Raw genomic sequence first — 23,059 nt, 5'->3', positions numbered from 1 at the left:
ATTACTTTTTAAGAAATTAAAATTTTAATTATTCTATAATAATTTTATTAGTTACAGTTCCTTTATTAGTAATTATTTTTAACAAATATATCCCCTTAGGTAGGGTGAATATATTAATAGTTACTTCATTTTTATTTTCAATGAATTTGTCTTCTTTAATCATTTTGCCTAAATAACTATAAAACACTATGTTTTTTATGTAATTATTTGATTTTAAAGTTATTAAATCTTTAGTGGGATTTTGTGATAGTGTTACTGTTACCTTGTTATAATTTTTTAGACTTACAGTATTATTACAATTACTATCTACAATAGTAGTTAAACCCTGTGAATCTATTTGAGTTTGGATATCTGCTATTTGTGAATTATCTGCACATATATAGGTCAAACTCGGATTTCCATAAAATTCAAGATAGGATTCTATTGAATTGTTTTTAACGTAAAGTGTTTCTAAGTTATTATTTACAACTCTTAAAGATTTTAATTTGGTTAAATGATTTAAATCTAGTGAAGTTAGTTTATTGTTTTCTAAGTGTAATTGTTCAATATTATTTGCTCCTGAAAGGTCTATAGTTTCAAGATTGCTCGAGCCAATAGTAAGTTTTTTTATTTTATCAAATCCAGAAAAATCAATAGTAGATAAATTTATACCCCAAACTTCAAATACCTCTAAGTTTTTTGAACTTGTAAGATTTATTGACGAAATGTTTCCACCCATACTGCAGTAAAATCTTTTTAAATTTGGCAAATTACTAAAATCAACATTTGTCAATTTATGAGGGGTTGCATCAAACCTGAAATCTATAGTCTCTATGTTTCTGCTTCCAGTTAAATTCAAAGAAGAAAGATTGTAACACCCTCCTAGAGAAAATGTTTTTAATGATGGTAAGTTGCTCAAATCTAAGGAGGTAATTGTAGGATTGCCAATTCCCGAAATAAATAATTCATATAAATTATTCATACCTCCAAGGTTAACACTATTAAGTTTATTAGATCCAATCGATAATTTTTCCATTGCTAAACAATTCAATAAACTAACATCCTTTAAGTTTGAGTTATAAGAAGGCAGTTTTAAACTAATTAATTTGTCACAGTTTATTAAATTTAAAGATTCCAATGTGCTTGTGTTGGTTAAGCCAAAAAAATTAAGATTAAGACTTGTAATCGGATTTTCAGATAAATTTAAGGTTTTTAAAAATTTAATGCTGGATAAATCAATACTGGAAAGATTGTTGGGGCCTTTTAAATCAATATGCTGCAAACTAAACATTCCACTTACTACCAATGAAGATAGTTCTTTAGAATGGCAATCAAGCTCGTTTAACGAAGTTACGTTCTCTAAATTTAATGTTTTTATAGAATTAGAATTATTCGTATTTAAACTTGTTAATTTACTGCAATTTGAGAGATTTACTTCTTCTAGTTTTTGCAAGTTGCTGATATCTAGATTGGTAATTGGGTTTTTTGATAAATACAATGACTTTAAATTTGTTAATCCAGATAAATCAATACTGTTTAATTGATTAGAAGCACTAAGATTAATATTTTCTAAAGAATATGCACCACTTAAAATAATTGAAGATAAGGCTGGTGAATTACAAACGAATTTATTTAAAGAACTTACATTGTTTAAGTTTAAAGTTTTTAAAGAAGTGGTATTGTAAGTATTTAAGCTTGTTAATTGGTTACAATTAGAGAGATTTAATGTTTCTAAATTTGTTAAATTACTGATATCTAGATTAGTAATTGGGTTTGATGATAGGTCTAAATTTTTTAGTTTAAATAAATTTGATAAATCGATATTAGTAATTTTGTTTACAGCGCTAAGATTTATTGTTTCTAGACCAAAAGCTCCTGTTAAATTTACTGATGACAATACTGTAGAACTACAAACAAGATTAGTTATTGTATGTGAATACCTTAAGTCAATAGTCTTTATAGAGTTAGAATTATTTGTATTCAAACTTATTAATTTGTTACAATATAAGAGGTTTACTTCTTCTAGTTTTTGTAAGTTGCTGATATCTAAAGAGGTTATTGGATTATATGATAAATTTAAAAATTTTAAATCAACAAATTCAGATAAGTCAATGTTTGTAATTTTATTGGTAGCAGCAATATTTAAATCTTGTAAAGAAGAAACTCCATTTAAAATTAAAGAATTCAATTCTTCAGAATCACATGACAATTCTAATAAAGAACTTGAATTTGATAAGTTAATATTTTTTAGTTTATTGGATTTAGTAGCGTTTAATTTTTTTAATGAAGTACAATTCTGAATATTTAAAACCTCTAAATTAGATGGGTTTCCACCAATTCCTGTTAAATTACTAACATCTAAATTAGTAATTGGGTTTGATGATAGGTCTAAATTTTTTAAATTATATAAATTTGATAAATCGATATTAGTAATTTTGTTTACAGCGCTAAGATTTATTGTTTCTAGACCAAAAGCTCCTGTTAAATTTACTGATGACAATACTGTAGAACTACAAACAAGATTAGTTATTGTATGTGAATACCTTAAGTCAATAGTCTTTATAGAGTTAGAATTATTTGTATTCAAACTTATTAATTTGTTACAATATAAGAGGTTTACTTCTTCTAGTTTTTGTAAGTTGCTGATATCTAAAGAGGTTATTGGATTATATGATAAATTTAAAAATTTTAAATCAACAAATTCAGATAAGTCAATGTTTGTAATTTTATTGGTAGCAGCAATATTTAAATCTTGTAAAGAAGAAACTCCATTTAAAATTAAAGAATTCAATTCTTCAGAATCACATGACAATTCTAATAAAGAACTTGAATTTGATAAGTTAATATTTTTTAGTTTATTGGATTTAGTAGCGTTTAATTTTTTTAATGAAGTACAATTCTGAATATTTAAAACCTCTAAATTAGATGGGTTTCCACCAATTCCTGTTAAATTACTGATATCTAGATTAGTAATTGGGTTTGATGATAGGTCTAAATTTTTTAAATTATATAAATTTGATAAATTAACATTAGTAATTTGATTGCCTTCTGCAATAAGTTTTACAAGGTTTGTGAAAAATTGAATACCTTCTAAATTAGAAATATTTTTATTAGATAAATCTAATTCAGTAATAGTTATAGCTTCACTTTCTTGAATTTCATTATCATTATTAGTATCTAAACCAGAGGCTATTAAAGCATTTTTTAAATTGACATCAGGAAAATTAATTTGAGCTTTTAGACTAAAAAAAAAGCTAAATAAAAATAGAGAAAAGAGAATTTTTTTCATGTTTGCAGATTTTTTTTGTAAAATTAAAAATTTTATTAAAAAACCACAACGAATGAGTTGTGGTTTTTTTAATATTTATACTCTTTGTCATTTCGAGCTTGTCGAGAAATCTATTTAAAGAAATTCTTCCAGTGCAGTCGGAATGGTATTCGCTAGTTATTCAACATCACTGGCATTACCAACATGGTCACTTGTTCTCCTTCATCTGTACCGTCAATAGGAGTTAAAATTCCTGCTCTATTTGGTAAACTCATTTCAATTAAAACTTCGCTAGAACTTAAATTGTTTAGCATTTCGCTTAAAAAACGAGAGTTGAAACCAATTTGCATATCATCACCTTGGTAATCGCAACTTAAACGTTCATCAGCTTTGTTAGCAAAATCTAAATCTTCCGCAGAAATATTTAATTCTGTTCCCGCCATTTTTAAACGAATCTGATGTGTTGTTTTGCTAGAGAAAATAGACACACGTCTTACAGAGTTTAAGAAAGAAGCTCTATCAACCGTTAATTTATTCGGATTTTCTTTCGGAATAACCGCTTCATAATTCGGATATTTTCCATCAATTAAACGACACACTAAAACTACATTGTCAAACGTAAATTTTGCATTGGCATCGTTATATTCAATAGTTACTTCGCTCTCAGAACCTCCTAAAATTCCTTTCAATAAGTTTAAAGGTTTTTTTGGCATAATGAATTCCGCAGTTTGATCTGCAGTAACATCTGTTCTAGAATATTTTACCAATTTATGAGCATCAGTAGCAACAAATGTTAAACTTTGCGAACTGAATTGAAAAAACACTCCACTCATTACAGGGCGTAAATCATCATTACCAGCCGCAAAAATAGTTTTAGAAATCGCAGTTCCTAAAATATGTGCAGGAACTACTGTAGTGCTTGGAGAAGCTAAAGTAACTGCTTTTGGGAACTCATCACCACCAAAATACGCCATATCGTATTTCCCTTGATCAGAACTGATTTCAATGGTATTATCACCTTCTGTTTTAAACGTTAAAGGCTGATTGGGAAATGTTTTTAATGTATCTAATAATAATCGGGCAGAAACAGCAATTGAGCCAGAGCTTTCGCTTTCTACTTCTACCACAGAACTCATGGTTGTTTCTAAATCTGATGCAGAAACTTTAAGCTCATTTTCAGATAATTCGAATAAAAAATTATCTAAAATGGGTAAGGTATTATTACTATTTATAACGCCGCCTAAAACTTGTAATTGTTTTAACAATTGCGAACTCGATACAATAAATTTCATTGATTTTCTTTTCTTAATTAGTATAAAACCAGGTCTTAATTAAAATGACTATCATAAAACGCCTTTTTTCCTTTCTACTTCAAAATAAAAAGAAACCTTAACTATGGCTATGCTTTAATTTTCTTTTTTGTACAAAGAAAAAAATCATCATTTTATTTGATAGAAATTTTTATCAAGAAATGGTTTACAAATATAACTTTAATAAGTGATTTTAAAAATTAATTTATTAACAGGTTATGAGCATTTTGTTGATGAATTTGAAAACGTTATAATTATGTTAACAAGCAATGTTTTTGATGGATAAAAAACTACATTTGTTTGTTATCAACTATAAAAAATGAAGAAACTTTTATTTTCAATTTCAGTGTTTTTACTGATTTCAATAGCGGCTTTTGCACAAAAACCTCAAAAATTAACTTCAAATCAGATTTACGAGAAAATTCAAAAACTCAATTTTTTAGGAACTGCTTTGTACATTGCTGCGCATCCTGATGATGAAAATACGAGATTAATCGCCTATTTAGCAAATCAAGTAAAAGCGAGAACCGGATATTTGTCTTTAACAAGAGGAGATGGAGGTCAGAATTTAATCGGACCAGAAATTCGTGAATTATTAGGGGTTATTAGAACCCAAGAATTATTAGCTGCAAGAAACGTTGATGGAGGAGAACAGTTTTTTACAAGAGCCAACGATTTTGGATATTCTAAACATCCAGATGAAACCTTAAAAATTTGGGACAAAGACAAAGTGTTGAGTGATGTAGTTTGGGCAATCAGAACGTTTAAACCGGATGTAATCATAAACAGATTTAATCATAGAACTCCTGGTACAACTCACGGACATCATACAAGTTCTGCAATGTTAAGTGTTGAAGCATTTGATTTGGCTGGAGATCCTACCAAATATAAAAATCAATTAAAGTATACCAGTTCTTGGCAACCCAAACGTTTATTTCATAATACTTCTTCTTGGTTTTACCGAGATAAAAAGAAGTTTGAAGAGATAGCTAAAGACTTTACAAAGTTTGATATTGGTGTATATTATCCGTTAAAAGGAGTTTCGAACAACGAATTGGCATCCATAGCAAGCAGTCAGCATTTGTGTCAAGGTTTTGGAAGATTAACCACAAGAGGAGCGCAAACAGAATATGCTGAATTTTTAAAAGGAACTCCTTTAAAAGATAAAAATGATATTTTTTCAGGCATCAATACCACTTGGAATCGTGTTGAAAATGGAGGAGAAATAGGTGATATTTTATATGAAATTGAACAAAATTTCGATTTTGTAAATCCGTCTAAACACTTGCCAAAGTTGATGGAAGCCTACAAAAAAATACAACGATTAAAAGATAGTCATTGGCGAGTAATTAAAGAAAAGCAAATCAAAGAAATTGTAGAAGCCTGTGCAGGTTTGTATCTAGAAGCTTCTGCTGTGAGTTCTTCTGGAACTCCGAATTCTAAAATAGACGTAAATTTTGAAGTCTTAAATAGAAGTGATGTAAATATAGAATTGACCTCTATAACGTCTTCAATTGATAAAAAAACCATTGTAAAAGAGTTGGATTTATCACAAAACAAACGTATCAATTTTAAAGAAACCATTAATTTAAATACCAAAAGCTATTCAGACCCTTATTGGTTAAGAGAAGAGGCTTCTTTGGGAATGTATAAGGTGGGTAACAGGCAATTAATAGGGAAACCAGAAACACCAAGACCTGCTAAAATTTCTTTCAATTTAATTATTGATGAAACGCCAATTTCAATTACTAAAAATGTAGTTAGAAGATATGCTGAACGCGATAAAGGTGAGATTTATGAACCTTTTGAAATCTTACCTAAAGTAACCACAAAACTGAAAAATAAAGTGCTCATTTTTTCTGATGATACACCTCAAAAAATTCAAGTTGAGGTAAGAGCAGGAACTCAAAATGTAAGTGGAAAAGTTTTTTTAAATGTTCCAATAAGTTGGGATGTTTCGCCAGCAGCAATAAATTTTTCAATCGAACAGAAAAATGATAAACAAACTTTTGAGTTTATAGTTACTCCATCTAAAAATCAATCAGAAGGGAAATTAAAAGTGGTTGCAACTTCAAACGGAAAAAACTACACTAAAGAGTTGGTAGAAATCAATTACAATCACATTCCAAAGCAATCGGTTTTGTTAAATTCTGAGGCAAAAGTGGTTCGTTTAAACATTAAAAAAGTTGGGAATTATATTGGATATATTAAAGGAGCAGGAGATGCAGTTCCTGAAAATTTACGCCAGATAGGATATACAGTTGTTGAGATGAACCCATCAGAAATTAATGAAGAAAATTTACAAAAATATGATGCTATTGTTTTAGGAATTAGAGCTTATAATGTAGTGAAAGAATTAAAATTTAAACAAAGATTCTTACTCAATTATGTTGAAAAAGGCGGAAATTTAATAGTGCAATACAACACGAGTAGAAGAGTAGATGTTGGGGCTCCTTATGACTTAAGATTGTCTAGAGATAGAGTTACAGATGAATTTGCTGAGGTGAGAATTTTGGAGAAAAATCATGCTGTACTGAATTTTCCAAATAAAATCACTCAAGATGATTTTAACGGTTGGGTACAAGAAAGAGGATTGTATTTTCCGGACAAATGGAGCTCAGAATATACTCCAATATTGTCTATGAATGATAAAGGAGAAAAGCCTAAAAATGGAAGTTTACTCATTGCAAAATATGGTAAAGGAAATTACATCTATACAGGTTTAAGTTTCTTTAGAGAATTACCTGCAGGTGTTTCTGGAGCCTATAAATTGTTTGCAAATATACTTTCTGTTGGTAAAGAGAAAATTGAAGTAAAACAAAAAATCAAGAAATAATGAATGAGCAAAAATATCCTTGGAAAAAAGAGTACACATTGGTTTTGGTTGCGAATGCCATTTACTTGATTGCGTTTTATTTTATTACCAACTTTTTTACAGTTTAATTTATGGAAATAGAAAGTAAATTACACCTTGTAGATTGGATAATTTTATCGGTTACCCTTATTTTTATAGTGGCTTATGGAACATATGTAACGCGTAAAAACACCAATGTTACAGACTATATAAAAGGAGGAAATGACACCAAATGGTGGACAATAGGATTGTCTGTAATGGCAACACAGGCAAGTGCTATCACGTTTTTATCAACTCCAGGGCAAGCGTTTCATAGCGGAATGGGTTTTGTGCAATTTTACTTTGGATTACCGATTGCAATGGTGATTATTTGTGTGGTTTTTATTCCCATTTATCACAAGCTAAAAGTATATACAGCTTATGAATTTTTAGAAGGAAGATTCGACTTAAAAACCAGAAGTTTAGCGGCAATTTTGTTTTTAATTCAACGTGGTTTAGCCTCAGGAATTACCATTTTTGCTCCGGCAATTATTTTGTCTGCGGTCTTAGGATGGGATTTGTTAACCTTGAATATTATCATCGGATTTTTAGTGATTATCTACACCGTTTCTGGAGGAACAAAAGCCGTAAATGTTACGCAAAAACAACAAATGATAATCATTTTCATTGGAATGTTGATTGCATTTTATATGATTATGAGTCAACTTCCCGCAGATATCACTTTTCGAAAAGCGCTAGATATTGCTGGTGCAAGTGGAAAAATGGAAGTCTTAGATTTTTCTTTTGATTTGAATAATAGATATACCGTTTGGACAGGTTTTATTGGAGGAACATTTTTGATGTTGTCTTATTTTGGGACAGATCAAAGTCAGGTGCAACGTTATTTATCTGGTAAATCTGTTAGAGAAAGTCAGTTAGGTATGATTTTTAACGGATTGTTAAAAGTGCCAATGCAATTTTTTATTTTGTTGGTAGGTGTGATGGTTTTTGTGTTTTATCAATTTAATGCATCCCCTTTAAACTTTAACCCAAAGGTTGATGATGCAGTTAAGAATTCAAAATATGCAGCAGATTATCAATCTTTTGAAAAAGAGCACATAGCTATTGAAAATAAAAAGAAAGCATTATTGATTGATGGTTTTCAGATTGAGGAAAAAGAAGAGATCCAATCTTTAAACAAAAGGGATTTAGAGATTAAAGCCTCTGCAAAAAAAATCATTGATAAAATTGATGAAACTTCTATCGAAAAAATTGAATCTAATGATAAAGATTATGTCTTTATTCATTTTATATTAAACAATCTACCAAGAGGTTTAATTGGCTTATTGTTAGCAGTAATTCTATCTGCAGCAATGTCATCCACAGCTTCAGAATTAAATGCGTTGGCAAGTACCACAGCGATTGATTTATATAAAAGAAACGTGAAAGAAGAGAAAAGCGAAGGTCATTATGTAAAAGCCTCTAAGTGGTTTACTTTGGCTTGGGGAATTCTCGCTATTTTGGTAGCCTGTGTTGCCAATTTATTTGATAATTTAATTCAGTTAGTTAACATAATTGGATCTATATTTTATGGCAACGTTTTAGGAATTTTCTTATTGGCATTTTTTATAAAGTTTGTAAAAGGGAATGCTGTTTTTGTGGCGGCAATTATTACCCAAACAATTATAATTGGAGTCTTTTTTCTTGATTGGTTGCCTTATTTATGGCTTAATTTATTAGGATGTGTTTTAGTGATGGGAATTGCCATTTTATTGCAATCTCTTATGCCTAAAAAAGAAAACTTTAACGATTTAGAAACTATCCAAACCAACTAATCTTTTACATGGGGACATATTCGTATTCTAAAGGATTTAAAATAGGAATAACTGTTTTTTTAATTCTCTTAATTGGTGTTTTTATTGCGTTAATTTTTATGCCTTTTTATGATGAAAAAACAAGTGTAAATTCAATCTATATTATTACGCCTATTTCAATTTTTTTAATATTGCTCTGTTTTTTAGGTATTAGAGATCTTTATGTGTCTAAAGTAATTATTACCAAATCTTTTATTTCTGCAAAAAATGTATTGTTTAATAGGAAGCTAAGAATTGAAGAAATTAGTGGATACAAAAAAGTAGAATATTATATCCTTATTTATCCTAAAAGTAGATTTAAAAAAAGAATTAAAATTTCAGATTATATTTCTGATGGCGGAGAAATATTATTTTGGTTACAAGATAATTTTGTTGATTTAACTCTAAAAGTAGAACAAAAAGAAGAAAAAGAATTTTATAGAAATTCGGAATTCGGAATCTCTGTTCATGAAAAAGAAGGGGTGCTTAACAAAGCCACTAAAACAGCAAAATGGATTAAGATAGTGAGTATTTCTATGACTCTTTTAATGTTGTTTTTAACAAAATATTTTAAAAACGAATACTTTGTTTATGTATTAGTTTTTATACCTCTACTAATTATTTTTATAGTTATCTCTTTTAAAGGTATTATTAAATATGAAGAAAAAAAAGAAGATGAAAAAACCATATATCCAAGTGTTTTGTGGGGTTTTTTAGCTCCAATATTTGGACTTCTTTTATATGTGATGTTTGCTATTAATGTTTTAAAATACAATGCAGTTTGGGAAGTATTAGCATACTCAACTATACTCGTTTTCTTTTTATGTGTCTATGGCTCTAAAGAATATAAATTAGAAAATGCCAAAACTATTGGTACTTTCATAAGTTTATTTGTGTTTTCAACCATGTACAGCTTTAGTGTCATCATTATTTTTAATGTGTTTTTTGATACTTCTGAAACCAGTTTACATCAAGCTCCTATTTTAGAAAAAAGAATTAGTAAAGGAAAAACAACAAACTATTACTTTAAGTTGAATCATAGTAATATATCTGATGAAGCACGTGAATTTGATGTTTCTAAATTCATCTATAATTCTAAAAATATTGGAGATTCAGTTCATATCTTTGTCAATCAAGGAAAACTAAATATTCCATATTATAAAATTGAATAAAATGCCAAAGACGATCAAATGGGGAATCATTGGTTTAGGAAAAATAGCCAATAAGTTCGCCACAGATTTAGCAACTATAGCAAATGCAGAATTGTATGCTGTTGCATCTAGAAGTCAAAAAAATGCTGAAGATTTTGCAAAAAAATATTCAGCAACTAAAGCATACAATTCTTACCAATCCTTAGCACAAGATTTGGAAGTAGATGCTGTGTATATTGCCACTCCGCATAGTTTTCATAAAACACATACTATTCTTTGTTTGCAAAACAAGAAAGCAGTTTTATGTGAGAAACCATTTGCTATGAATTTGCAAGAGGTTGAAGAGATGATTGCCATAGCAAAAGAAAATAATGTCTTGTTAATGGAGGCTTTGTGGACCTATTTTTTACCTCATTATCAATATGTTTTAGATATTTTCAAAAGTAAAAAGTTTGGTAATTTAAAACATTTGGAAGCAGATTTTGGTTTTAAACCGGAATATGATTTAGAAAGTAGATTGATAAAAAAAGAAGTAGGAGGTGGTTCTCTTTTGGATATCGGTATTTACCCCATTTTTGTTGCGCTTTCTACTCTAGGAATTCCAAAATCTATTGATGCAAAAGCAACTTTTTTTGAAACTGGCGCAGACTCTGAATGTAATATGGTTTTTAAATATGATAATGCAAACGCTATTTTAAAAAGTACTTTAAAAGAAGATACAAAAACAGAAGCCATTTTTACTTTTGAAGATGCAGTTGTAAGGATAAATACAATGTTCCATCAGCCATCTACAGTTACTGTTTTTATGAATGGTAAGGAAGAAATTATTGATTTTGATTACAAAACTATTGGTTATAATTTCGAAACTGAACATTTTAATCAGTTACTAAGAGCAAATAAAAAAGAAAGCAATGTTATGACTTTCGATTTTTCTAAAAAATTAATACAACTTTTAGATGAAGTTAGGGTAAAAATAGGATTGGTTTACTAAAACTTTTTTGCTTTTTTTATCAATTTATAGGCCCAATCGTAATGACTTGATGTAGCAGAAATTAAATAAGAAGCTAAAGAAGTTGTTCCAGTCCATTTGTATCTTTTCTTTTCAAATAGTTCTTCTTCAGTGTGTTTACTTATTAATTCTTGTACTCTTAAAAAAGAATTTTGAAGATTGTTTTTAATTTTTAACAAATCAGCGTCTGAATATTTTTTCCAAATTTCCAAATTCAATTCAGGAGTAGTTTTCCAGGTATATCCTTTTGCAGGCATTTCTGGTTTTATTCCTGTCATTCCAACTTTATACCAATCTAACATCATTAAGTGCCAATGATGTAAATGAGCTAAAACATCTGTAATATTTCTATTCATTGTTCCTTTTGGAAACTCTTTTAGTTGTTCTTTTTCTTCAAAAGAATTTATAAAAGTAAAGAGTTTATCAAAATTAAAATTACTTAGATGTATAAGTGCTGATTTTGTTTTTGGTCTTGGCATTTTATTTTTCTTTTTTCAAATTTAGAAATTGAATAACTATGATAAAATGATATTCATCACAAAAAAAATCTCAAGCTTTCACTTGAGATTTTAATATTTTTATAAAGTAAAACAAATTACAGTGCTCCCCATTCTTTTAAAGAAGCTTTATTCATTTTTACGAATCCAATATTTCCTGCTTTTTCAGCTAATGCTAGAGATTGTTTCGCAGCAGTTATAGCACTCTTTTTGTTTCCTGCTTTTGCATGGATTAAAGATTGTTGACGTAAGTACCAAAAACGTGGCTTACCTGAAGTCATTGCTACAGCTTTGTCAATCCATTCTTTTGCTTTTTTAATATCTTTTCCTGTTGCATAATAATAAGAAGCTGCACCATACATGTCATTTGCAGATGGTCCAGACATTATTTTCTTGATACTTTCTGAAACCATTGTATCTGTTGGAGTTTCAAATTTTAGTCCCACATAAGTATTTTCCCAAAGTATACCTAGAATAGCAGAATTATTTGTAACATCATCAAAAGTCATAGTGAAAGTTTCAATTTTCATAGGCATTGATTCAACAGTTACTTTTATCTGAGCAGCAACTTTTGTTTCATCCCATTTTTGAGGAGCTCCACCACCTTTATAATCTGTATAAAAATATACGTCCCAACTCTTTTTTGCTGGCTTAGTAAATATTGCATAAGTTCCTTTTTTCAATTTATGTCCATCAATTGAAACATCACTAGAAAATGTAATCTTTGTTCTTGCATTAGCACCAGTTCTCCAAATTTTATCAAAAGGAACAAGATCACCAAAAATAGTTCTGCCTTTAACTCCTGGTCTTGAATACTCTAAAGTTACATCAGTCAATCCTACTTTTTGCTCAATTTTTTGAAACGGACTTGGTGCTGGTGTTTTAATTTGTGCATTTGTTGAAAAAGAAACAGCAGCAACAAATAATGATAATATAATTTTTTTCATAATTATTGATTATTTAGTTATTTAAATCACTCAAAATTACGATTTCAAAAAACGGCAAACGTTAACAAAAACTTAAAATAAGGAGACGTATCTTTGCGCTTATTTACAGAAATGATGAAGAAATACATATCAGAATTTATTGGAACATTTTCAATGATTTTTTGCGGAACAGGAGCAATGACTGTAAACGAAGTTACAGGCGGAAGTGTAACTCATGTTGGTATTGCAATAACTTGGGGATTGATAGTAATGGCAATGATTTATGCTTTTGGTGAAACTTCTGGAGCGCATTTTAATCCAGCTGTAACCATTGCTTTTGCCTATGCAAAAAAGTTTGCTTGGAAAGAAGTTCCTAAATATATCATTGCTCAAATTTTAGGTGCATTTGCGGCCAGTTTAATTTTGTGGTTTTTGTTTCCTGCAAGTGAGTTTCTTGGGTCAACAATTCCCACAGTTGATGTTTGGCGAGCATTTGTTTTGGAACTATTACTTACATTTTTCTTAATGGTAGTTATCATAAATGTTTCTACAGGAAGTAAAGAAATTGGTGTAGTAGCAGGAATTGCAATTGGTGCAGTAGTTTTATTAGAAGCAATGTTTGCGGGCCCAATTACAAATGCATCAATGAATCCTGCGCGTTCTTTAGCTCCTAATATCGTTTCTGGAAATATTCAAGGATTGTGGTTGTATCTAATTGCTCCAATTTTAGGGGCTTTATTGGCGGTAGTGTCTTGTAAATTGGTTAAAGACGAAAATTGTTGCGATGAAGGATGTTAGTATTTTAGGTTGTGGTTGGTTGGGAAAACCCTTAGCGATTTCTTTTTTAGAGGAAGGTTATAGTGTAAAAGGCTCTTCAACTTCTGAAAATAAAATTGATAGTCTAGAAAACTTAGGAATAGAAGCTCATTTGGTAAATATTTCTGAATTTGAAGAATATGACTCTTTTTTACAATCCGATATTTTAATAATTGCCATTACCTCTAAAGATATTGATAGTTTTGAAAATTTAATTGCTCAAATTCAAGAATCATCCATTCAAAAGGTGATTTTTATTAGTTCTACTTCTGTGTATCCAAGAATTAATAAAATTATGACAGAAGAAGATGAGCTTGTTGAAAATCATCCTCTTGTTGAAATTGAAAATTTATTTAGAGAGAATACTTTTTTCGAAACTACAATTATTCGCTTTGCGGGTTTATTTGGAGGAGAAAGACATCCTGCCAATTGGTTTAAAAACGGAAGAAAAATCCCTCAACCAGAAGGATTTGTAAATATGATTCATCAAGAAGATTGTATTGAGATTATTCACGAAATCATCAATCAAAATTGTTGGAATGAAACCTTTAATGCTTGTGCGAATCACCACCCAACAAGAGAGCAATTTTATATCAAAGCGAGAGAAAGTAAAGGTTTTGAACTACCAATATTTAAAAAAGAGGCTGTTTTTCAGTGGAAAATTATTTCTTCAGAGAAAGTGCAGCGTATTTTAAATTACTCTTTTATTCACAATGATTTGTTGCGTATCTAGTTTGAAGTTTAAAGATTGAAGAATGAAGTTTGTCAGTTCGAGTGATTTTCGATTTTAAGAGAAAATTGTATCGAGAACTTAAAATCTTTAAAAACTAACTATATTTTCTCTTCCTCAGGTAACTAAAGCCAAAACCAAAACCAAATAAAATTAGAAGCGGTAAAACCACATTTAAAAATTGCCAAAAAGTACGTTCTTGAAACGCCTTTTGTTTGTCTAGCATTCGTATTTGTAATGTTTTGTTTCTTAGTTTAATCAAGCCAGAATCATCCAATAAATAATCTACAGTATTTAATAAAAAGTCTTTATTTCCAAAAGATTGATTGGTCCATTTATCTCGAGATAAATCAGTAGGTTTTCCTTTTAAAATTTGATTTTTACCAACATCACCATCAGCAATTACAACCATTTTATTGTTTGTTGCATTTTCTTTAAAAAGTGAAGTTTCAAAAGGTTTTACACGATTTTTATAAGCCGAATTAAAATCACCTTCTAATAAAACTGCAAATAATTGATTTCCGCTTTTATAATCAGTTTCTATCACTTCATCTGCAATAGATTGTAACTCAATAAAATTAGGAGTTCCTACTTTTTGAGTCAATAAAGAACTGACTAATAATGGTGTTTTTTTGATGTTGTTTTTTAAAGTGTCTATTTGATTTGCAAATTGTAAACGAACAGGAGAAACGTTTTTTGTAATTGGATGATTAGGGTTTCCGCCAACCAAAGGATGATAAAACCAATCTAAATTTTGAAACTGTGTTTGATTGCCTACTTTTCCTGTAGCTAAAGGAATTTGAGCCGAATATAAATCTTTAACTAAAGTAGTATTAATGCGCACTCCATAAGTAAAAAGTAAGTCAGTAAGATTCAAATCTCTTGGATATGCTAGCATTTTTCCACTGGTAAATAGACTGTCTTGGTCAGCTTGCACATTGTCTATCATCCACAAAGTTTTACCTCCGTTGGCAATAAATTGATCTAACGTAAATTTTTCTGCTTCTGTAAATTTTTGTGTTGGTTTTGCAATAATTGCCAAATCTAAACCGGTTAAATCTTGTAAAGTTTGCTGAGGATTCGTAGCAACAGAATCTAAAGTAAATTTTGCTAACCTGTACTTTTTAGCTACTTCACTTAAAAAACTATATTGATAAATGTCTTGTAATTCGCCATTACCAGTAATAATAGCAACTTTTTTCTGTTTGTTTTGTGTGATGGAATTAATCGCATTCGAAAAACTATATTCTAAGTTCTCAATGGCTTTTTGTAATTGTTCGTCTTGCGATGCTACAATTGCATTGGGTAATAAAGAAACAGTGGTAGATTTCTTTCCGTAAGTAACTTCAGCCCAAGGAAAAATAATAGCTTCAGAAAGTTTACCATCTTCTTCTACAGTCAATTGACTTGGCAGCATTCCGCGTTTAATCAAATCCTCTCGTTGATTATCTGGATTTTCAAAATTAATTTTTATGTTTGAATTTTCAGCAGCTAATTCTTCTAAATATTGACGTGTTTCTGCTTGCAATCGTTTAAATTCTGATGGAAAATCTCCCTCTAAATACACAGAGATATATAGTGTATTATCTACTTTAGAAATGATGCTTTTTGTGGTTTCAGAAAGCGTATAGCGTTTGTCTGAAGTTAAATCAAAACGTTGATAAAAAGATTGACTGATATTGTTTAAAACAATTAAATACAGGATTAATAAACTTATATTTCCAATTTTTTTATTCATTGTCTAAACGTATTTTAGTAATGAATAAAAAGAAAAAAGTAACACTCAAAAAATAGATGATATCTCTAGTATCTAAAACACCTCTTGAAATGCTTTTAAAATGTTCGTTAATTCCAAGTTTCTTTATGGTTAAATCATTTCCTAAAGAGTTAGAAATGGCGTCAAATCCATAGTATAAAAAGAATGTGATAAAAACTCCTAAAATAAATGCAACAATTTGATTTTTAGATAATGTTGATGTAAACAAGCCTACAGCAGTATAAGCGGATGCTAAAAAAAACAGTCCAAGATAAGAACCCATTGTACTACCAAAATCGATATTGCCAACAGGATTTCCTAAACTGTAAACAGTGTAGACATAAGTCAACGTAGGAGTTAAAGCCACAACAACCAATAAAAGTGAAGCCCAGAATTTACCCATAACAATTTGCCAATCAGAAATAGGTTTTGTCTTTAAGAGTTCTATGGTTCCATTACTGAATTCATCAGCAAAACTTTTCATAGTGATAGCAGGAATCAAAAATAAAAACACCCAAGGCGCTAAAAAGAAAAACGGATTCAAATCTGAAAAACCTGCATTTAAAATGTTAAAATCGTCTTTAAAAACCCATAGAAACAAACCGTTAATCAACAAGAAAACACCAATCACCAAATAGGCAATAGGACTTGCAAAAAATGAGTTGAATTCTTTTTTTAGGATTGGAAACATTTTATTTTTCTTCTAACTTCTAACTTCTAACTTCTAACTTCTAACTTCTAACTTCTAACTTCTAACTTCTAACTTCTAACTTTATTGTAAACTCACTCTTTTATCAACGCTCCAAGCTAAAGGTTTGTCATTAAAATACGTTTTGGTTTGTTTCCAAGTAGTTTTAAATAAGTCAGAATTTCTATAATTTTCTAAATCTTCTTCTGCATTCCAATACGAATATGTAAAAAAGATTTCAGGGTTGTTTTTATCTTGATATAATTCTAACAATTCACATCCTTTAGAAGCTCTTATCAAAGATTTTTTTTCTTCAAACATTGCTAAAAATTCTGCAATGTGTTTTTGATGAAAACTCATTTTAACAATTCGTACAAACATAGTTTTTAACTTAAAGGTGTAAAATCTGGTTTAGAATCGTTATAAAATTCAATAGTAATAGGATCTCTATAATTTAATCCTAACAATGTAGATGCACCACCAACAGTAGCTAAATTACTTCTATAAATGGCAATTTCTAAAAAACCTGCAGAGTTAAAAATAGCCAATTTACTACCATCATATTGTATGCTGTCGTGAGCACTATCACCTGCAACTTCATTGTATTTAGTAAATATTTTAGAAAAAGAATAACGTCTTGCAGACGCTTTAAAACGTCTTCCTTTTCCAATATCTTGAAACATTTTTAGGCTAATATTTGTAATCACATTTCCATAGTTATCAATATATAAAACCCCTCCAATAATCTGATTTTGAGCCTGATTTACCTTTGGTTGAATTTCTACTAACTTTTTGAATTCTTGAATTTCTTTACCTATAACAGTTAAATTTCCACCTCTTGCTATAAAACAAGCTACTTGTACAAAAACATCTAAAACAGGGAAACTACTTTCTATTCTATCATGTATATTAATTTCTACAATTTTGGTAGGTTTAATTTCTGAAGCAATCATAGAAATTAATCCGTTGTCTGGACAAACAAAAAAATGATTGTCTAACTCTAAGGCAATATGTTTATTATCCCTACTCAATTCAGAATCTACACCAATAATATGTATTGTTCCCTCTGGAAAACTTTTGTACGAGTTTTTTAAAATATATGCAGTTTCTGTGATGTTAAATGGCGATATTTCGTGCGTAATATCAACAATTTTAGCATCAGAAAGTTCTGAATAGATTGCTCCTTTAACAGCACCAACAAAGTGGTCTTTTGTTCCAAAATCTGTAGTTAATGTAATTAGAGACATTAATTTTTTGCTGTTAATTGAATTGTGTAAAAGTTGTTAATTAGTTTACGCAAATCTAATCATTTTAGTATTTTAAATTACTATTTTTAGTTGAATAAATAACGTTAATCACAAACAAAATATTATCATTTGAACGAACGCATCATAGAGCTTACAGAAATCAGTCCAAAAGATTTCTTTGGAGCACACAACAGTACTATTGAGCAATTAAAGAGATATTTTCCAAAAATTAAAATTGTTGCTCGCGGATCTAAGCTTAAAATTTACGGAGAGCCAGATATCTTAGACGAATTTGAAACACGATTGGATAGATTAATCAAATACTTTAATCGTTACAACAAGCTGGATGAAAATAGTATTGAACGCATTTTAACATCAAATGGGAATGAAGAAAAAACTGTTGCAGCAAGAAATGCAAAAGATGTTTTAGTACATGGTGTTAGTGGAAAATTGATTAAAGCGCAGACCGAAAATCAACGTAAAATGGTTTCTCTAATGCAGAAAAATGATATGCTATTTGCAGTTGGTCCAGCAGGAACAGGAAAAACCTATACAGCGGTTGCTCTAGCTGTAAAGGCTTTGAAAGAAAAAGAAGTGAGAAGAATCATTTTAACAAGGCCAGCTGTAGAATCTGGAGAAAACTTAGGATTTCTTCCAGGAGATTTAAAAGAAAAATTAGATCCATATATGCAACCTTTATATGATGCATTGCGTGATATGATTCCGCATGAAAAATTAGAATCTCACATAGAAAAAGGAGTCATTCAAATTGCACCTTTGGCTTTTATGCGCGGGAGAACCCTAGATAATGCTTTTGTAATTTTAGATGAAGCACAAAACACAACGCACAATCAAATGAAAATGTTTTTAACCAGAATGGGTAAGAACGCAAAGTTTATCATTACAGGTGATCCAGGTCAGATTGATTTGCCTCGAAAACAAGTTTCTGGATTAAAAGAATCTTTGTTAGCTTTAAAAAATATAGAAGGAATTGAGCAGGTATATTTAGACGATAAAGATGTAGTAAGACATAGATTGGTAAAGAAAATAATAACAGCATATAAAAGTATAGAGACAGAATGATAAAGATAGAAGAGGATAAATTAGGTTTACAAGATTATTTTTACATTGGATATTTATACCTGATTATTTTAGGTATAGTTAGCGATGCTATTTTTTATGGAATCTTTGGAGTTTCTTATTTAAACTATACAACTATTTTAGATGCCTTAATTTCTCCTATCAGTCTATTAACCAACAATTGGAAAATATCAATTTTTTTAGCCTTAATGTTTTGGTTGATGTATTTGTATTTTACCAAATGGATGTTCAAGTTTTATGCTTATTTAAGAGAAAAAAAATGGTATCAAAAAATATACAATATTGAAAAATGGGATAAGAAGTATGAAGAACTTGGAAAGAAGAAAAATATTTTACCAGGTATGATGTTTATTTTTTTTCTATTATTTGTATCTATGAGAACGGGTATGGGAATAGGTATGAAACAAAAATATAATAGTAAAGAAATTATACCTAATTACACTTTAGTTTTTAAAGATAATTCTAAACTAGACGTTCGGAAAATAGGACAAAATTCTGCTTATTTCTTTTATTTCATACCAGGCGAAAAAGTAATTACAGCCACACCAATAGCAGATAATTTAAAGCAAATAAAAGTGCTGAAAAAGGAAAAGAAATAAATTTGGAAAGTTTATTTTTGCACCCGCAACAACAACTATAATAATGAATACAATTAACGAAACAAATTTCCAGTTTCCAAAGCAAAAATCTGTTTACAAAGGTAAAGTTAGAGAAGTTTACAATATAAATGATGAACTTTTGGTAATGATTGCCACTGACAGATTATCTGCATTCGATGTGATTTTGCCTCGTCAAATCCCGTTTAAAGGTCAAATTTTGAATCAAATTGCAACCAAAATGATGAATGATACTGTAGATATTGTTCCGAATTGGTTAATTGCAAATCCTGATGAAAATGTAGCCATTGGTCATTTATGCGAACCTTTTAAAGTAGAAATGGTAATTCGTGGATATTTATCTGGTCATGCTGCTCGTGAATACAAATTAGGAAAAAGAACAATTTGTGGTGTTGAAATGGCAGAAGGATTAAAAGAAAATGATAAATTTCCAGAACCGTTAATTACGCCATCTACCAAAGCAGATAATGGTGAACACGATGAAGATATTTCTAGAGAAGACATTTTAGCAAAAGGAATTGTTTCTGAAGAAGATTATATCGTTTTAGAAAATTATACAAGAGCTTTATTTCAAAGAGGAACAGAAATCGCTGCAAAAAGAGGTTTGATTTTAGTAGATACCAAATACGAATTTGGAAAAACAAAAGACGGAAAAATTGTTTTGATTGATGAAATTCACACACCAGATTCTTCTCGTTATTTTTATGCAGATGGATATCAAGAAAGACAAGATAAAGAAGAAGCGCAAAAACAATTATCTAAAGAATTTGTAAGACAGTGGTTAATTGAAAACGGTTTTCAAGGAAAAGAAAGACAGCAAATACCAGAAATGTCAGATGAAAAAATCATTGAAATTTCGAATAGATACATAGAATTATACGAACAAATTACTGGAGAAACTTTTGTGAAAGCAGCTACAGATAATGTTTTAAATAGAATTGAAAAGAATGTAAATTCTTTTTTAGCAAAATAAACTAACTATTATGATTATAGAACCAAGAACAAGAGGATTTATTTGTTTGACATCACATCCTACAGGTTGTGAGCAAAACGTAATCAATCAAATAGAATATGTAAAATCGAAAGGGAAAATTGATGGACCAAAAAAAGTATTGGTTTTAGGATCATCAACAGGGTTTGGTTTAGCATCTAGAATATCAAGTGCCTTTGGTTCAGATGCAGCTACTATAGGTGTTTTCTTTGATAAACCAGCAAGCCCAGGTAGACCTGCATCACCAGGTTATTACAACACAGCGGCTTTTGAAAAGCAAGCGCACGCTGCTGGTTTGTATGCAAAAAGTATTAATGGAGATGCATTTTCTAACGAAGTTAAACAACAAGTTGTCAATTTAATCAAAGAAGATTTAGGTCAGATTGATTTGGTAATTTACAGTTTAGCATCACCAGTAAGAACACATCCTGAAACAGGAAAACGCTACAAATCGGTTTTAAAACCAATTGGGCAAGTTTTTTCTGATAAAACTGTTGATTTTCATACAGGTAATGTATCAGAAATTTCAATCAATCCTGCAGAAGGAGAAGATGTTGAAAATACTGTAACTGTTATGGGTGGTGAAGATTGGAAAATGTGGATTGATGCTTTACAGGCTGAAAATTTATTATCTGAAGGAGCTACAACAGTTGCGTATTCTTATATTGGTCCAGAAGTTACAAAACCTGTTTATAGAAATGGAACCATTGGTGCTGCAAAAGATCATTTAGAAGCAACTGCTTTTACCATTGCAAATGATTTAAAATCAATTGGAGGTAAAGCATATGTTTCTGTGAATAAAGCGTTAGTTACACAAGCAAGTTCAGCAATTCCTGTAATACCTTTATACATTTCATTATTGTACAAAACAATGAAAGAAAAAGGAATTCACGAAGGTTGTATAGAGCAAATTCAACGTTTGTATAGTGAGCGTTTATTTGGAGGTGATTTAGCTTTGGATGAAAAAGGTAGAATTAGAATTGACGATTGGGAAATGAGAGAAGATGTGCAAGCTGAGGTTGTAAAACTTTGGGAAACAGCAACTACACAAAATTTATCAGAAATTGGAGATTTAGAAGGGTATAGTAACGATTTTTATAATCTTTTTGGATTTAAAGTAGAAGGTGTAGATTACGAAGCAGATGTTAATGAAGTGGTAAAAGTACCAAGTATAGATTAAATTTGCTGCTAGCATATAGGAAATAAACATAAACCTCACAGAAGATATTTTGTGAGGTTTTCTTTTTTATCTTGTAAAAAAATAAAATAGATGAAAGCTGTTACGGTAAAACAATTAAAAGACGAACTTTCTTATAAATCTGCAAATGAGTTAAAAGAATTGTGTTTGCATTTGTCTAAATTTAAAAAAGAAAATAAAGAGTTGCTTACTTATTTATTATTCGAATCTCATAATGAAGAAGGTTATATTCAGTCTATTAAAGATCAAATGGATGAACAGTTTGAAACTATAAATACCAATAGTTTTTATTACATCAGAAAAAGTGTGAGAAAGATTTTGTCACTCATAAAAAAATATATTAGATATTCTAAAAAGAAAGAGACAGAAACAGAATTACTTTTATATTTCTGCCAGAAATTAAAAGCTTTTAGACCCTCAATAAAAAGAAGTACAAGACTGCAAAATGTTTTTGATACTCAGGTTAGAATGATAAAAAAAGCAATAGAAAAATTGCACGAAGATTTACAATACGATTATCAATTAGAACTTAACGACTTACTTGATGAATAAAAAAGAACGACCAATTTTGTCTAACTTAGTTAATACTGGTACTTCTGATAATGAAAAATTTCAAAATGAAGTTATTCGTCCCATTATAAAAATGCAACACGATATATTAGTTGAGCTTTTTCATAATTATTTGGTTAATAAAAAGATTAATTTAAAAAACTACTCTAAAGAGAAGCAAAAAGAGACAATAAATGCTATTCTTACAAAAGATAACCATTTTAAAAATGTACTCTTAGGAAGTGTAATTGGTCACTTTTCTTTGGATGAATTGTCTTTTTATCATCAAAACCCTGTTGAATTTAAAAGAAGAATTAATCAAATCATTAATCTAAGAATACAAGATTATATTTCTTAAATATAAAAAACCGCTGTTATGAACAGCGGTTTTAACAATCAACCAAAAACTTCTTTTATGATTCGAAAATTAATTCGTTTTGTTAGAAGTGTACTTATAGTACTTGGCAAAGATAATTAATTATTGTTTAATTAAATGTTAAAATTATTAAACAAATTATTATTTTTGAATAGAAGATTTTA

General features: G+C 29.5%; 20 protein-coding genes. 12 read left to right on the top strand and 8 right to left on the bottom strand.

Annotated features, from left to right (window positions below):
• Window positions 1–28: 28 nt before the first annotated feature.
• Both DIS07_RS08080 and dnaN read right to left on the bottom strand, forming a co-directional pair.
• Complete coding sequence (locus DIS07_RS08080) at window positions 29–3,268, bottom strand: leucine-rich repeat domain-containing protein (protein ID WP_109404739.1); 3,240 nt, start codon at window positions 3,266–3,268, stop codon at window positions 29–31.
• A gap of 152 nt (window positions 3,269–3,420) precedes the next feature.
• On the bottom strand, window positions 3,421–4,539 hold the full coding sequence (gene dnaN, locus DIS07_RS08075; RefSeq protein WP_109404738.1) for a DNA polymerase III subunit beta: 1,119 nt from the start codon (window positions 4,537–4,539) through the stop codon (window positions 3,421–3,423).
• Between the two features lie 337 nt (window positions 4,540–4,876).
• Here dnaN and DIS07_RS08070 point away from each other — a divergent pair, with 337 nt between their 5' ends.
• The 4 genes from DIS07_RS08070 (at window position 4,877) to DIS07_RS08055 (ending at window position 11,385) form a co-directional block, all read left to right on the top strand.
• The gene (locus tag DIS07_RS08070; protein WP_109404737.1) at window positions 4,877–7,393 is read left to right on the top strand and encodes a PIG-L family deacetylase; all 2,517 of its coding nucleotides are present in this window, start codon (window positions 4,877–4,879) and stop codon (window positions 7,391–7,393) included.
• Between the two features lie 110 nt (window positions 7,394–7,503).
• Complete coding sequence (locus tag DIS07_RS08065; protein WP_109404736.1) at window positions 7,504–9,225, top strand: sodium:solute symporter; 1,722 nt, start codon at window positions 7,504–7,506, stop codon at window positions 9,223–9,225.
• A gap of 8 nt (window positions 9,226–9,233) precedes the next feature.
• Complete coding sequence (locus DIS07_RS08060) at window positions 9,234–10,415, top strand: hypothetical protein (protein WP_109404735.1); 1,182 nt, start codon at window positions 9,234–9,236, stop codon at window positions 10,413–10,415.
• A gap of 1 nt (window position 10,416) precedes the next feature.
• Window positions 10,417–11,385, top strand: coding sequence for a Gfo/Idh/MocA family protein (locus DIS07_RS08055; RefSeq protein ID WP_109405056.1), 969 nt, complete (start codon window positions 10,417–10,419; stop codon window positions 11,383–11,385).
• Here the strand turns inward: DIS07_RS08055 and DIS07_RS08050 are convergent.
• Both DIS07_RS08050 and DIS07_RS08045 read right to left on the bottom strand, forming a co-directional pair.
• On the bottom strand, window positions 11,382–11,882 hold the full coding sequence (locus DIS07_RS08050) for a ClbS/DfsB family four-helix bundle protein (RefSeq protein WP_109404734.1): 501 nt from the start codon (window positions 11,880–11,882) through the stop codon (window positions 11,382–11,384). The two genes, DIS07_RS08055 and DIS07_RS08050, sit on opposite strands and share 4 nt — an antisense overlap.
• Before the next feature lie 116 nt (window positions 11,883–11,998).
• Window positions 11,999–12,847, bottom strand: a complete 849-nt coding sequence (locus DIS07_RS08045) for a DUF2911 domain-containing protein (protein ID WP_109404733.1) — start codon at window positions 12,845–12,847, stop codon at window positions 11,999–12,001.
• Between the two features lie 114 nt (window positions 12,848–12,961).
• Here DIS07_RS08045 and DIS07_RS08040 point away from each other — a divergent pair, with 114 nt between their 5' ends.
• A complete protein-coding gene (locus tag DIS07_RS08040; RefSeq protein ID WP_109404732.1) occupies window positions 12,962–13,624 on the top strand; it encodes an MIP/aquaporin family protein in 663 nt (220 codons plus the stop codon).
• On the top strand, window positions 13,611–14,375 hold the full coding sequence (locus DIS07_RS08035; protein WP_109404731.1) for an NAD(P)-binding domain-containing protein: 765 nt from the start codon (window positions 13,611–13,613) through the stop codon (window positions 14,373–14,375). Before DIS07_RS08040 ends, DIS07_RS08035 begins: the two co-directional genes overlap by 14 nt.
• A gap of 94 nt (window positions 14,376–14,469) precedes the next feature.
• Here DIS07_RS08035 and gldG read toward each other — a convergent pair whose 3' ends face one another.
• The 4 genes from gldG to DIS07_RS08015 all read right to left on the bottom strand — a co-directional run bounded on the left by gldG (window position 14,470) and on the right by DIS07_RS08015 (window position 18,063).
• Window positions 14,470–16,110, bottom strand: coding sequence for a gliding motility-associated ABC transporter substrate-binding protein GldG (gene gldG, locus DIS07_RS08030; protein WP_109404730.1), 1,641 nt, complete (start codon window positions 16,108–16,110; stop codon window positions 14,470–14,472).
• Window positions 16,103–16,819, bottom strand: a complete 717-nt coding sequence (gene gldF / locus DIS07_RS08025; RefSeq protein ID WP_109404729.1) for a gliding motility-associated ABC transporter permease subunit GldF — start codon at window positions 16,817–16,819, stop codon at window positions 16,103–16,105. Before gldF ends, gldG begins: the two co-directional genes overlap by 8 nt.
• Window positions 16,820–16,900: 81 nt before the next feature.
• Complete coding sequence (locus tag DIS07_RS08020; protein WP_109404728.1) at window positions 16,901–17,197, bottom strand: putative quinol monooxygenase; 297 nt, start codon at window positions 17,195–17,197, stop codon at window positions 16,901–16,903.
• Between the two features lie 5 nt (window positions 17,198–17,202).
• Entirely contained in the window at window positions 17,203–18,063 is an 861-nt protein-coding gene (locus DIS07_RS08015) for an SAM hydrolase/SAM-dependent halogenase family protein (protein ID WP_109404727.1), read from the bottom strand.
• A gap of 129 nt (window positions 18,064–18,192) precedes the next feature.
• On the opposite strand from DIS07_RS08015, the gene DIS07_RS08010 reads away from it, so the two are divergent.
• The 6 genes from DIS07_RS08010 to DIS07_RS07985 all read left to right on the top strand — a co-directional run bounded on the left by DIS07_RS08010 (window position 18,193) and on the right by DIS07_RS07985 (window position 22,877).
• The gene (locus DIS07_RS08010; protein WP_109404726.1) at window positions 18,193–19,146 is read left to right on the top strand and encodes a PhoH family protein; all 954 of its coding nucleotides are present in this window, start codon (window positions 18,193–18,195) and stop codon (window positions 19,144–19,146) included.
• The gene (locus DIS07_RS08005) at window positions 19,143–19,763 is read left to right on the top strand and encodes a hypothetical protein (RefSeq protein ID WP_109404725.1); all 621 of its coding nucleotides are present in this window, start codon (window positions 19,143–19,145) and stop codon (window positions 19,761–19,763) included. The genes DIS07_RS08010 and DIS07_RS08005 overlap by 4 nt, the downstream gene beginning before the upstream one ends.
• 43 nt (window positions 19,764–19,806) lie before the next feature.
• Window positions 19,807–20,754, top strand: a complete 948-nt coding sequence (locus DIS07_RS08000) for a phosphoribosylaminoimidazolesuccinocarboxamide synthase (protein WP_109404724.1) — start codon at window positions 19,807–19,809, stop codon at window positions 20,752–20,754.
• A 10-nt stretch (window positions 20,755–20,764) separates the two neighbouring features.
• Complete coding sequence (gene fabV, locus DIS07_RS07995) at window positions 20,765–21,952, top strand: enoyl-ACP reductase FabV (protein WP_109404723.1); 1,188 nt, start codon at window positions 20,765–20,767, stop codon at window positions 21,950–21,952.
• A gap of 90 nt (window positions 21,953–22,042) precedes the next feature.
• On the top strand, window positions 22,043–22,522 hold the full coding sequence (locus tag DIS07_RS07990; RefSeq protein WP_109404722.1) for a hypothetical protein: 480 nt from the start codon (window positions 22,043–22,045) through the stop codon (window positions 22,520–22,522).
• The gene (locus DIS07_RS07985; protein ID WP_109404721.1) at window positions 22,515–22,877 is read left to right on the top strand and encodes a glyoxalase; all 363 of its coding nucleotides are present in this window, start codon (window positions 22,515–22,517) and stop codon (window positions 22,875–22,877) included. Before DIS07_RS07990 ends, DIS07_RS07985 begins: the two co-directional genes overlap by 8 nt.
• Window positions 22,878–23,059: the final 182 nt, after the last annotated feature.

Source organism: Polaribacter aquimarinus (assembly GCF_003129485.1).
GTDB classification, from domain to species: Bacteria; Bacteroidota; Bacteroidia; order Flavobacteriales; family Flavobacteriaceae; genus Polaribacter; species Polaribacter aquimarinus.
The sequence above is the reverse complement of the archived record's forward strand: the minus strand, read 5'-3'. Positions and strand labels throughout refer to the sequence as shown.